Origin of the sequence: Sphingomonas sp. HITSZ_GF, from assembly GCF_029543155.1 — a bacterium.
In the GTDB taxonomy this organism is placed as follows: domain Bacteria; phylum Pseudomonadota; class Alphaproteobacteria; order Sphingomonadales; family Sphingomonadaceae; genus Sphingomonas.
On record NZ_JARQXA010000008.1, the window covers coordinates 67,184 to 79,672 of the forward strand.

The following is a 12,489-nucleotide window of genomic DNA, read 5'->3' on the forward strand; positions in this document are numbered from 1 at the left end:
GTGATGGCGGCGGCGGCACTGACATCCGTCCGTTCTGAGGAACGTTCATCCGGGCCGGCGATGAAGCGACTTCACTCGAAGCCGCGTTGACCGGCCCGGACGACAAAACAGGAAGGCGGCCCCGAGCCGCCTTTTTTATTGTCCGTCGTTTTTGCAGCCCGCCCCCTCGCCCGAACGGGAAGTGTCGATTGACACCCCTTAATCATCTTCGGTACTCGCGGGGGCATCCCTTTCGGGACACACCTGCTCCCTTCCGCGAGAGTCAGTGCGCGCCTTTCGGCCGTGGCCTGCCTCTCTGGATTGGGGCTGACACATGATGATTCGAGCGTTGGAGAAGAGGGGCTTATGGAGTTTCGCGAGAACCGAGCGCTAGTAACGGGCGGTGCCGGATTTATCGGTTCTCATCTGTGCGATCGCCTCATCGAGAGCGGCGCGGAAGTCCTCTGCCTCGACAATTTCTATACGGGTCGCCGGCGCAACGTCGAGCATCTGCTCGCGCACGCCCGCTTCGAGATCAAGCGCCACGACGTGACCTTCCCGGCTTATGTCGAGGTCGACAAGATCTTCAACCTCGCCTGCCCCGCCTCGCCCGTCCACTACCAGTTCGACCCGGTGCAGACGACTAAGACCAGCGTCATGGGCGCGATCAACATGCTCGGCCTCGCCAAGCGGCTGAAGATCCCGGTGCTCCAGGCCTCGACCAGCGAGGTCTATGGCGATCCGTCGATCCATCCTCAGGTCGAGGCCTATTGGGGCAACGTCAACCCGATCGGCCCGCGCTCCTGCTATGACGAGGGCAAGCGCTGCGCAGAGACGCTGTTCTTCGACTATAAGCGGCAGCACAAGGTCGATGTGAAGGTGATCCGCATCTTCAACACCTACGGCCCCCGCATGCACCCCGCCGACGGCCGCGTCGTTTCGAACTTCATCGTACAGGCGCTGCGCGGCGAGCCGATCACGCTCTATGGCGACGGCTCGCAGACGCGCTCCTTCTGCTATGTCGACGATCTCGTCGACGGCATTCTTCGCATGATGAATGCCGGCCCCGACATGGCGGGACCGGTCAACCTCGGCAATCCGGGCGAGTTTACCATGCGCGAACTGGCAGAGATCATTCGCGAGCTGGTCGGCAGTTCGGTATCGATCGAGCATCGGCCGCTGCCGCAGGACGATCCGCGCCAGCGCCAGCCGGACATTTCCCAGGCCAAGGAGAAGCTTGACTGGACGCCGAAGGTTCCGCTGCGCGAAGGCCTGGTCAAGACCATCGCATATTTCGACGAGCTTCTGCGCGAGGACGCGGAGATCGCCTGATCGCTCTTGTTTCGTTACGTTTTTAGGAAATTCCGATGCGCATTGCTATGATCGGCACCGGCTATGTCGGCCTGGTTTCTGGCGCCTGCTTCTCTGACTTTGGCCATGAAGTGGTCTGCGTCGACAAGGACGCGCGCAAGATCGAGCTGCTCCATCAGGGCGTGATGCCGATCTACGAGCCCGGGCTCGACGCGCTGGTCGCCTCGAACGTGAAGGCGGGCCGCCTCTCCTTCACGACCAACCTTGCTGAAGGCGTGAAGGATGCCGATGCCGTGTTCATCGCGGTCGGCACGCCGAGCCGCCGTGGCGACGGCCATGCCGATCTCAGCTATGTCTTCGCCGCCGCGCGCGAGATCGCCGAGAACCTGACCAGGCCGAGCGTGATCGTCACCAAGTCGACCGTGCCGGTGGGCACCGGCGACGAAGTCGAGCGGATCCTGCGCGAAGTGGCGCCGGGCATGGACGCCCAGGTGGTCTCCAACCCGGAATTCCTGCGCGAAGGCGCGGCGATCGAGGACTTCAAGCGGCCCGACCGCGTCGTCGTCGGCACCGACGACGAGGGCGCGCGCGAAGTGATGCGCGCCATCTACCGCCCGCTCTCGCTCAACCAGAACGCGCCGGTGGTCTTTGTCGGCCGCCGCACCAGCGAGCTGATCAAGTATGCCGCCAACGCGTTCCTTGCGGTGAAGATCACCTTCATCAACGAGATCGCCGACCTGTGCGAGCAGGTGGGCGCGGACGTGCAGGAAGTCGCGCGCGGCATCGGCATGGACAACCGTATCGGCTCCAAGTTCCTCCATGCGGGCCCCGGCTATGGCGGCTCGTGCTTCCCCAAGGACACGCTGGCGCTGCTCAAGACCGCCGGCGACAACGAGACCCCGCTGCGCATCGTCGAGGCCACTGTGCAGGTGAACGACGCCCGCAAGCGCGCCATGGGCCGCAAGGTGATCAAGGCGATGGGCGGCGACGTGCGCGGCAAGACCGTGGGTCTGCTGGGCCTCACTTTCAAGCCGAACACCGACGACATGCGCGACGCGCCGAGCCTGGCGATCGTCTCGGCACTGGAAGATGCCGGCGCCACGGTGAAGGCCTATGATCCGGAAGGCTTCGAGCAGGCACGCCCGCTGCTGCCCAATGTCGAGTTCAGCGAGAACGCCTATGAGGCGGCAGACGGCGCGGACGCGCTGGTGATCGTGACCGAATGGGACGCATTCCGCGCGCTCGACCTCGGCCGCATCAAGTCGCTGCTCAAGGCGCCGCTGCTCGTCGACCTGCGCAACATCTATCCGCCTGCCGATGCGGAACGCGCCGGGCTGAAGCTGGTTGGCATCGGTAAGCCCAAGCGCGCCTGATCCCGGCCCTTCGGGGAGGAAAGCAATGAAGGCCAGCCTGCTGCAGATGACGAGCGGGATCGACCCGGCCGCCAATGCGCACGCCATCGCCGATGGCGTGGCGCAGGCGGCCGCCGAGGGCGGTGCGATGCTGTTCACCCCCGAAATGTCCGGCCTGCTCGACGGCAATCGCGAGCGCGCGCGGGGGCATGTGGTGGCTGAAGGCGAGGACCTGGTCCTCGCCGCCACCCGCGAAGCGGCGGCAAAACACGGCATCTGGGTGCATCTCGGCTCGCTCGCGGTGCTTGGCGAAGGCGGCAAGTTCCTCAATCGCGGCTATGTGATCGACGGGACCGGCGCGATCCGGGCAAGCTATGACAAGCTCCACCTGTTCGACGTCGACCTGCCCACCGGCGAGAGCTGGCGCGAATCCAACACCTATCGCCCGGGCGAGCGCGCAATCCTGGTCGACACGCCGATCGGCCGGCTGGGCCTGGCGATCTGCTACGACATGCGCTTCCCGGACCTGTTCCGCGCGCTGAGCGATGCCGGCGCCACTGCCCTCTCCGTGCCCGCCGCCTTCACCCGCCCGACCGGCCAGGCGCATTGGCACGTGCTGCTGCGCGCCCGCGCGATCGAGGCCGAGGCCTGGCTGATCGCGGCCGCGCAGACCGGCGTCCACGCCGACGGCCGCGCCACCTATGGCCATTCGCTGGTGATCGATCCCTGGGGCGAGGTGCTGCTCGACATGGGCGAGGAAGCCGGGCTTGGCACGGTAGAAATCGATCTTGCGCGCGTCGACGACGTCCGTTCGCGCATTCCCGTGCTTCGCCATCGCCGCCCCATCCCCCCCGTCGAGACCTTCGCATGAGTACCAAGACCGAAAACGCCAAGGTATCGGCGCCGATCGAGGATCGGCAGCAGCTGATCGACTATTTCGCCGGGGGCGAGAAGCCGAAGGAACGCTGGCGGATCGGCACCGAGCACGAGAAGTTCGTGTTCGCCACCGACGACTTCCACGCGCCGAGCTACACCGAGCAGGGCGGCATCCGCGACCTGCTCGACGGGCTGACCGCCTATGGCTGGAAGCCGGTGCTCGAGGGCGACAACGTCATCGCGCTGTCCGGCCCCGACGGCACGGTGAGCCTGGAGCCCGCCGGCCAGCTCGAGCTCTCCGGCGCGCCGCTGGAGAATCTCCACGAGACCTGCAACGAGACCGGCCGCCACCTGGAGCAGGTCAAGCAGGTCGGCGAGCGGCTGGGGATCAACTTCCTCGGGCTCGGCATGTGGCCCGACAAGACCCGCGCCGAGCTGCCGATCATGCCCAAGGGCCGCTACGCGATCATGCTGCGCCACATGCCGCGCGTCGGCAATCTCGGCCTCGACATGATGCTGCGCACCTGCACGATCCAGGTGAACCTCGATTATGCGTCCGAAGCCGACATGGCACAGAAGTTCCGCGTCGGCCTTGCGCTCCAGCCGCTGGCGACCGCGCTGTTCGCCAACTCGCCCTTCACCGAGGGCAAGCCCAACGGCTTCCTGAGCTTCCGCTCGAACATCTGGTCGGACACCGATCCGGCGCGCACCGGCATGCTGCCCTTCGTGTTCGAGGACGGCTTCGGCTATGAGCGCTACGCCGAATACGCGCTCGATGTGCCGATGTACTTCGTCTATCGCGACGGCAAATATATCGATGCCGCCGGCCAGAGCTTCCGCGACTTCCTGAAGGGCGAACTGCCCGCCTATCCCGGCCACAAGCCGACGATGGACGACTGGGCCGATCACCTGTCGACCGCCTTCCCCGAAGTCCGCCTCAAGACCTTCCTCGAGATGCGCGGCGCCGATGGCGGCCGCTGGGGCCGGATCTGCGCGCTGCCGGCGCTGTGGGTCGGCCTGCTCTACGACCAGGGCGCGCTCGATGCCGCCTGGGACCTGGTAAAGGGCTGGTCGATGGAAGGCCGCGAGGAACTGCGCAGCTCGGTGCCGAAGCTCGCGCTCGACGCGCCGCTGCCCGGCGGCGGCACGCTCAAGGACATTGCCGGCGAAGTGCTCGACATCGCCGCTGCCGGCCTCAATGCCCGCGCCCGCCTCAACGCCTCGGGCGACAATGAAAGCGGCTTCCTCGATCCGCTGCGCGAAGTGGTTCGCACCGGAAAGGTGCCGGCGCAGGTGCTGCTCGATCGCTTCAACGGCGATTGGGGCGGCGACATAAGCCGTGTCTATGAGGAAGCACGCTTCTGAGGCTGCCCATGCCCCGCGCCTATGGGCCGGGCCCCGCTGGGCATGGCGCAGGCTGGCCCAAGCTGCTGTAGGGGAAGATCATGGCCTATTTCCTCGGCATAGACGCGGGCGGCAGTCATTGCCGTAGCCGATTGGTGGACGAGCGCGGGACGATCCTCGGCACGGGCGAGAGCGGCCCGGCCAATACGCGGATCGGCATCCAGCGGCTGCACGATGTGCTCAGCGACGTGATATCGCAGGCCCTGTCAGCCGCGGCGCTGGACGATGCACAGGTGGCGGGGATCCGCGCCGGCATGGGCATTGCCGGGATCACCCGCACCGGCATGCGCGAGCAGCTCGCCGCCCTGCCCTTCCCTTTCACCGACATCGCCTTCGCCACCGATGCGACGATCGCCAATCTCGGCGCGCATGGCGGCGCCGAGGGTGCGACGCTGATCATCGGCACCGGCAGCGTCGCCGAAGTCCGCGTCGGCACTAACAGCTTCACGATCGGCGGCTATGGCTTCCCGATCTCCGACGAAGGCAGCGGCGCCGCGCTGGGGCTGAGCGCGATGCGCCATGCCCTTCGCGCGCTCGACGGGCGCAGCGAAGTGACGCCGCTCAGCCACGCCGTTACCGCCGGCTTCGGGCACGACACCGCCCGCGCCGTCGCCTGGATGGATGCCGCAACGCCCAAGGACTATGCCGCCTTCGCCCCGCTGGTCATGGACTATGCCGAGAACAACGACGCGATCGCCCGCTCGATCGTCGAAGACGCGGCACTCCACGTCGAGCGCTTCATCGAGACGATCTTCGCCCGCGGCGCGGTGCGCTGCGCGCTCGCCGGCGGGCTGGCGATGCGGATGAAGCCCTGGCTGCGCGCCCGCACCGTGGCGCGGCTGACCGACGCGGCCTCCGACCCGCTCGACGGCGCATTGCTCCTGGCCGGGCTGCCTGCCGCCTCGATGCCGACGCGGAGGCCCGATGTCGACTGAAGCCACCGACCCCCGCTACCGCGAGATCGACCGCTGGCCGACCGAGGCAGCGGTCGAGGCGATGCTCGAGGCCCAGCTTGCCGCGATCGCCGCGCTGAAGAGCCAGACCGGCGCCATGGCCGCGGCTATCGAGGCTGCGGCGGAGCGGCTGCGGCGCGGCGGACGCATCGCCTATGCCGGCGCCGGCACCTCGGGCCGGATCGGCGTGCAGGACGGCGTTGAGCTCACCCCCACCTTCAACTGGCCGTTCGAGCGGCTGGCATTCCTGATCGCCGGCGGCCCCGCCGCGCTCACCCGCACCCAGGAAGGCGCCGAGGACAGCCGCGAGGCAGCGGAAGCATCGATCGCGGAGGAAGGCATCGGCCCCGACGATGTGCTGATCGGGATCGCCGCCAGCGGCCGCACGCCGTATGTGATCGCGGCGCTGGAAGCCGCACGGGCGGCAGGCGCGCTGACCATCGGCGTCGCCAACAATCCCGATGCCCCGGTGCTGCGCGCGGCCGAGCATGCGATCCTGGCCGATACCGGCAGCGAAGTCGTCGCCGGCTCGACCCGGATGAAGGCCGGCACCGCGCAGAAGGTGACGCTCAATCTGATCTCGACCGGGATCATGTTGCGCCTCGGGCTCGTTCATCACGGGCTGATGGTGAACATGCAGGTCTCGAACGCGAAGCTGCGCCAACGCGCGATCCGGATGGTCGGCACGCTGGCCGAGGTTGATTCCGGCCCGGCCGAATCTGCGCTCGACGCGGGCGGGCGCGACATCAAGACAGCGGTGCTCGTCGCGCGCGGGCTGAGCGCCGATGATGCTCGGGCCCGGTTGAAGGCGGCGCAAGGCAGCCTGGGCGCGGCGCTGGACACGCTGGCGTGAAGGCGCTGGTCAACGCGCGCATGCTGCTGGCCGAGGGCTGGCGCGACGATGTGTGCGTTGTCGTGGAAGGCGACCGGATCGCCGCGATCCTGAGCGACGTGCCCTCGGGTGCCGAGCGGATCGATCTGGACGGCGGCACGCTGCTTCCGGGGTTTATCGACGTCCAGGTGAATGGCGGCGGCGGGCTGCTGTTCAACGACGATCCCAGCGTAGAGACCATCCGCGTGATCGCCGAGACGCATCGCCGCTATGGCACCACCGGCATGCTGCCGACGCTGATCAGCGACGATCTTTCCGTCGTCGAGGCCGGCATCCGCGCCGTCGATGCGGCGATCGAGGCGGGCGTGCCCGGCGTGCTCGGCATCCATATCGAGGGGCCGTTCCTCAATCCCGTCCGGCGCGGCATCCATAGCGAGAACAAGATCCAGCCGCTGCAGGACAGGTTCCTGGCGCTGCTCGAATCGGGCAGGCGCGGCAAGACGCTGGTGACGCTGGCGCCCGAAGCGGCAACGCCCGAGCAGGTCGCCCGGCTGACCGCGGCGGGCGTGATCGCCTCCGCGGGCCATTCGGACGCGCCCTATGAGACGGTGCGCGACGCGATCGACAATGGCCTGACCGGCTTCACTCATATCTTCAATGCGATGTCGCCGCTGCTCAACCGCGCGCCCGGCATGGTCGGCGCCGCGCTCGAGGACCCGGAGGTGTTCGCCGGGATCATCGCCGACGGCTATCACCTCCATCCGGCGACCCTGCGTGTCGCGCTGCGCGCCAAGGGGCCCGAGCGGCTGATGCTGGTCACCGATGCGATGCCGAGCGTCGGCAGCGACGAGAGCGTGTTCCTGATCCACGGCCGCGAAATCCACCGCGAGGGCGACCGGCTGCTCGGCGCCGACAACACGCTGGCCGGCTCGACGCTCACCATGGCGGGCGCGGTGAAGGGTATGATGGAGCAGGGTCGCGTCGGGCTCGACGTGGCGGCGCACATGGCTTCGGCCACGCCGGCGGCCTTTCTGGGGCTTGCCGGCGAGCTTGGCCGGATCGCGCCGGGGTTCCGCGCGGACATGGTTCTCGTCGACGAAGATCTTGCGGTGCAACAAAGCTGGATCGCGGGCGTGTCTCGTGACCTAGAAGCAACAACGGCTCAGTACGTTAGTTAATAGCGTTGTTAGCAGTTGCGAAAGCTTCGCAAGCGCTGGTAAAGCTTGAAGAAGAGATTCAAAAAAGGGGATTTTGTGAACCTCGAGTTCGGGACGATCCGTGCCGCCAAGGGCGAAGCACGCAGCACCCGCTCGCGGTGGCAGCCCAGTCGCGCCAAGTTGCGCGCAAGGCTGCACGCAACCCTGATACTTCTCGATCTCGCATGTATCTTTGTCGGCTTCTTCGTCGCGGGCCTGATTTACGAGCCCGGTTCGGGGATCGAGCAATGGTTCTACGCCGCATCGGCCTTTGGCGCGGTGTACCTGGCCGTCGCGCTCAATGGCCATGCCTATGCCACCGAAGTGATCGTCGCGCCGGGCAAGGGCATATTGCGCTCGATCCAGGCGTTCGCGATTTCGGCAGCGGTGATCCTGCTCGTCGCTTTCTATTTCAAGGCGACCCAGAACTATTCGCGCGTCACCATAGGCCTGGGCAGCGGCCTCACGGTCGCGTTGCTGGTCATCGCGCGCCAGCGCTTCCTGGGCAGCGCCCGCAAGATCCTGGGCGGCAACCCCTATAGCGTGGTGCTGATCACTGACGGGACGCAGCACATCGCGCCCGAGGGCTTCTCGCTGGTGATCGCGGCCGACGACGCGCTCGATCCCAACGACGATTCGCCGGACATGTTCGACCGGCTGGCCGCCGTGCTTGGCGAGGCGGACCGCGTCGTCGTCGGCTGCTCCGCCGAGCGGCGACTCAACTGGATGCGCGTGCTCAAGGGCCTGGGCATCCGCAGCGAGATCTTCGCGCCGGAGCTCAGCTCGCTGGCACCGCTCGAGATGGGCCGCTGGAACGGCGAGCCCACGCTGGTCGTCGCCGATGGCCCGCTCAGCAAGTTCGATTCCTTCATCAAGCGCGGCTTCGACATTCTCATCGCGGGCGCCGCGTTGCTGGTACTGGGCCCGGCCATGCTGGTGTTCGCGCTGCTGATACGCCTTGAAAGCGCCGGCCCGGCCCTGTTCGTCCAGACGCGCATCGGCCAGGGCAATCGCATGTTCCGCATGCTCAAGTTCCGCAGCATGCGCGCGGACAATTGCGACGGGAACGGCGACACCTCGACGCAGCGCGACGACGACCGCATCACCCGCATCGGCCATTTCATCCGCCGGACCAGCATCGACGAACTGCCGCAGCTGCTCAACGTGCTGATCGGCCATATGAGCATCGTCGGCCCGCGGCCGCATGCGCTCGGCTCGCGCGCCGAGGACAAGCTGTTCTGGGAAATCGACGAGCGTTACTGGCATCGCCATGCCGCCAAGCCGGGCTTGACCGGCCTGGCCCAGATCCGCGGCTATCGCGGCGCAACGATCCGCGAACGCGACCTGACCGATCGGCTGCAGGCCGATCTGGAATATCTGAAGGACTGGTCGATCTGGAAGGACATCAAGATCCTGATGATGACCTTCGGCGTGGTGGTGCACAAGAACGCCTATTGACGGCGGCGTTCAGAGCACGCCCATCCGCTCGCCGTGATAGGCGCCGCTGCGGATCGGCTCCCACCAGTCGCGGTTGGCGAGATACCAGTCCACCGTCTTCGCCAGCCCGCTCTCGAAGGTCTCGCGCGGCCGCCAGCCCAGTTCCGCCTCGATCTTGGAAGGATCGATCGCATAGCGGCGGTCATGCCCCGGCCGGTCGGCGACGAAGCGCATCAGCTCGCGGTGCCGGCGCCCGCCCACCCGGGCATCGAGCAGGTCGCAGATCGCTTCGACCACCTGCAAATTGGTGCGCTCCTGGCGGCCGCCGATCAGATAGGTCTCGCCGTTGCGCCCCCGGGTCAGCACCCGCTCCAGCGCTTCGGCATGATCGTCGACATAGAGCCAGTCGCGGATGTTCGCGCCCTGGCCGTAGATCGGCAATTCCCTGCCCTCCAGAGCATTGAGGATCACCAGCGGAATCAGCTTTTCCGGGAAGTGGTGGGGGCCGTAGTTGTTCGAGCAATTCGAAAGCACCACCGGCAGTCCGTAGGTTTCGTGCCAGGCGCGGACGAAATGGTCCGAAGCCGCCTTGCTCGCCGAATAGGGCGAGGACGGCGCATAGGGTGTCGTCTCGCGGAACATGCCGCTGTCGAACGGCAGATCGCCGAACACTTCGTCCGTGGAGATATGGTGGAAGCGAAACGCCGCGCGCTGCGCCTCGGCCAGGCCGCGCCAATGCTCGAGCGCGGCATCGAGCAGCCGCACCGTGCCCAGCACATTGGTCTCGACGAACGCCGCGGGGCTGTCGATCGAGCGATCGACATGCGTCTCGGCCGCCAGGTGCATCACCCCTTCGATCCGCTCCTCCCGCATCAGCCGGTGGAGCTGCGCGGCATCGGCGATATCCGCCTCGACGAAGCGGAAATTGGGCTGCCGCATCACGCCGTCCAGCGAGGCGATGTTGCCGGCATAGGTGAGCTTGTCGACGCAGACGACATGGTAGCGCTTCGCCACCAGCAGCCGGCACACCGCCGAACCGATGAAGCCCGCACCGCCGGTGACGAGCACGCGGCGGATCGCACCCGGGGCAGCCGGGGCCTTAGCCTCGATGCTCATGACGCCATTTCCACACAGCGGCGAAGATAGGCGGCATAATCGGTCTTGCCGAGCAGGTTCGCGCGGGCGAGCACCGCCGCCGCGTCGATATGCCCCAGATCGAAGGCGATCTCCTCGGGGCAGGCGATCTTGATCCCCTGGCGATGCTCGATCGTCCGCACGAAGCTGGAGGCATCGTGCAGGCTGTCATGCGTGCCGGTATCGAGCCAGGCATAGCCGCGGCCGAGGCGATTGACCTGCAGGTCGCCGGCATCGAGATAGGCGCCGATCACATCGGTGATCTCCAGCTCGCCGCGCGGCGACGGCTTGAGCCCGCGCGCAATGTCGCTGACCCGGGAATCGAAGAAATAGAGGCCGGTCACCGCCCAGTTCGACCGGGGCGTTTCCGGCTTCTCGACGATCGTCTCGGCAATGCCGGTCTCGGGATCGAAGGTGACGACGCCGTAGCGCTCGGGATCCTCGACCTGATAGGCGAAGATCGTCGCGGTGCCGGCCTGCGCGGCCTCGACCGCGGCACGGCCCTTCGCCGCCAGCCCGTCGCCATGGAAGATGTTGTCGCCCAGCACCAGCGCGGCCGGACCGCCGTCCAGGAACGCCTCGCCGATCAGGAAGGCCTGGGCCAGCCCGTCGGGGCTCGGCTGCTCGGCATATTCGAGGCGGATCCCGAACGCCGACCCGTCCCCGAGCAATTGCCGGAAGGAAGAGAGATCGCGCGGCGTGGAGATGATCAGGATTTCGCGAATGCCGGCGAGCATCAGCATCGACAGCGGATAATAGATCATCGGCTTGTCGAAAACGGGCAGAAGCTGCTTCGAAATGGAGAGCGTCGCGGGATAGAGGCGCGTGCCCGCACCGCCCGCCAGGATAATGCCCTTCATTGCCGTACCGCCATGCTATGGCCAGGCATGAACTCCCCCCGGCCCCTTGGATGCCAGACCGATTTTCGCGTGTTCTGGTTCAAATTCCCTTAACCCTCGCCGCCAGGGTATAGCAGGATAAACATAAACTAGATCGCTGGCGGCGGCATAGCTTCCTAAATCGCCCGCCATGCTGCATTCCGGTACCATGACGGAGACACAGACGAACGGCGCGACCGGCGGGCTTTCGCCTGCGCGCCTGACGCATCTCCAGCGGCTCGAAGCCGAGAGCATCCATATCCTGCGCGAAGTCGTCGCCGAGGCCGAGCGCCCGGTGATGCTCTATTCGATCGGCAAGGACAGCGCGGTGATGCTTCACCTCGCCCGCAAGGCCTTTTATCCGGCGCCCCCGCCCTTCCCGCTCCTCCATGTCGACACGACCTGGAAGTTCCGCGCGATGTACGACCTGCGCGACAAGGCGGCGCGCGACGCCGGCATGGAGCTGCTGGTCCACAAGAACCCTGAGGCCGAGGCGCTGGGGATCAACCCGTTCGACCATGGCGGCCGCCACACCGACATGTGGAAGACCGAAGGGCTCAAGCAGGCGCTCGACAAATACGGCTTCGACGCGGCCTTTGGCGGTGCCCGGCGCGACGAGGAGAAGAGCCGCGCCAAGGAGCGCGTGTTCAGCTTCCGCACCGCCAGCCACCGCTGGGACCCGAAGAACCAGCGCCCCGAGCTCTGGCACCTCTACAATGCCCGCAAGGAGAAGGGGGAGAGCATGCGCGTCTTCCCGATCTCCAACTGGACCGAGCTCGACATCTGGCAATACATCCTTGCCGAGAAGATCGAGATCGTCCCGCTCTATTTTGCCGCGCCGCGCCCGACGGTGGAGCGCGACGGGCTGTTGCTGATGGTCGATGACGAGCGCTTCCGGCTCAATCCCGGCGAGGAGCCGGTGACCCGATCGGTGCGCTTCCGCACGCTCGGCTGCTACCCGCTGACCGGCGCGGTGGAGAGCGAGGCGGATACGCTCGAGGCGGTGATCCAGGAGATGCTGCTGACTACCACCAGCGAGCGCCAGGGCCGCGCGATCGATCACGACCAGGCGGCGAGCATGGAGAAGAAGAAGCAGGAGGGGTATTTTTGACGCGCCACGTCATGCGCAGCGTGACG

At 66.8% G+C, this 12,489-nt stretch carries 11 protein-coding genes; 9 read left to right on the forward strand and 2 right to left on the reverse strand.

From position 1 onward, the window contains the following. The first annotated feature begins 345 nt into the window (after positions 1-345). From P6144_RS19190 to P6144_RS19225, 8 genes are all read left to right on the forward strand, one after another. Positions 346-1,311, forward strand: coding sequence for a UDP-glucuronic acid decarboxylase family protein (locus P6144_RS19190; RefSeq protein WP_277769432.1), 966 nt, complete (start codon positions 346-348; stop codon positions 1,309-1,311). Positions 1,312-1,346: 35 nt separating this feature from the next. Then, complete coding sequence (locus P6144_RS19195) at positions 1,347-2,663, forward strand: UDP-glucose/GDP-mannose dehydrogenase family protein (protein ID WP_277769433.1); 1,317 nt, start codon at positions 1,347-1,349, stop codon at positions 2,661-2,663. Between the two features lie 25 nt (positions 2,664-2,688). Then, on the forward strand, positions 2,689-3,513 hold the full coding sequence (locus P6144_RS19200) for a carbon-nitrogen hydrolase family protein (RefSeq protein ID WP_277769434.1): 825 nt from the start codon (positions 2,689-2,691) through the stop codon (positions 3,511-3,513). Beyond that, the gene (locus tag P6144_RS19205) at positions 3,510-4,883 is read left to right on the forward strand and encodes a glutamate--cysteine ligase (RefSeq protein ID WP_277769435.1); all 1,374 of its coding nucleotides are present in this window, start codon (positions 3,510-3,512) and stop codon (positions 4,881-4,883) included. The genes P6144_RS19200 and P6144_RS19205 overlap by 4 nt, the downstream gene beginning before the upstream one ends. A gap of 80 nt (positions 4,884-4,963) precedes the next feature. After that, positions 4,964-5,857: a BadF/BadG/BcrA/BcrD ATPase family protein gene (locus tag P6144_RS19210; RefSeq protein WP_277769436.1), complete on the forward strand. Its 894-nt coding sequence runs from the start codon at positions 4,964-4,966 to the stop codon at positions 5,855-5,857. Next, positions 5,847-6,728 (forward strand): N-acetylmuramic acid 6-phosphate etherase, encoded by an 882-nt coding sequence (locus P6144_RS19215; protein ID WP_277769437.1) that lies wholly within the window; start codon positions 5,847-5,849, stop codon positions 6,726-6,728. The genes P6144_RS19210 and P6144_RS19215 overlap by 11 nt, the downstream gene beginning before the upstream one ends. After that, positions 6,725-7,885 carry an N-acetylglucosamine-6-phosphate deacetylase gene (gene nagA / locus P6144_RS19220; RefSeq protein ID WP_277769438.1) on the forward strand — a complete coding sequence of 387 codons (1,161 nt, stop codon included), beginning with the start codon at positions 6,725-6,727 and terminating at the stop codon, positions 7,883-7,885. The genes P6144_RS19215 and nagA overlap by 4 nt, the downstream gene beginning before the upstream one ends. Positions 7,886-7,960: 75 nt before the next feature. Further along, the gene (locus P6144_RS19225; RefSeq protein ID WP_277769439.1) at positions 7,961-9,361 is read left to right on the forward strand and encodes an exopolysaccharide biosynthesis polyprenyl glycosylphosphotransferase; all 1,401 of its coding nucleotides are present in this window, start codon (positions 7,961-7,963) and stop codon (positions 9,359-9,361) included. Positions 9,362-9,370: 9 nt separating this feature from the next. On the opposite strand, the gene rfbB is transcribed toward P6144_RS19225, so the two are convergent. Then, a complete protein-coding gene (rfbB, locus tag P6144_RS19230; RefSeq protein ID WP_347275836.1) occupies positions 9,371-10,456 on the reverse strand; it encodes a dTDP-glucose 4,6-dehydratase in 1,086 nt (361 codons plus the stop codon). Further along, entirely contained in the window at positions 10,453-11,334 is an 882-nt protein-coding gene (rfbA, locus tag P6144_RS19235) for a glucose-1-phosphate thymidylyltransferase RfbA (protein ID WP_277769440.1), read from the reverse strand. Before rfbA ends, rfbB begins: the two co-directional genes overlap by 4 nt. Before the next feature lie 187 nt (positions 11,335-11,521). On the opposite strand from rfbA, the gene cysD reads away from it, so the two are divergent. After that, positions 11,522-12,463, forward strand: coding sequence for a sulfate adenylyltransferase subunit CysD (cysD, locus tag P6144_RS19240; RefSeq protein WP_277769441.1), 942 nt, complete (start codon positions 11,522-11,524; stop codon positions 12,461-12,463). The last annotated feature ends 26 nt before the right edge of the window (positions 12,464-12,489 follow it).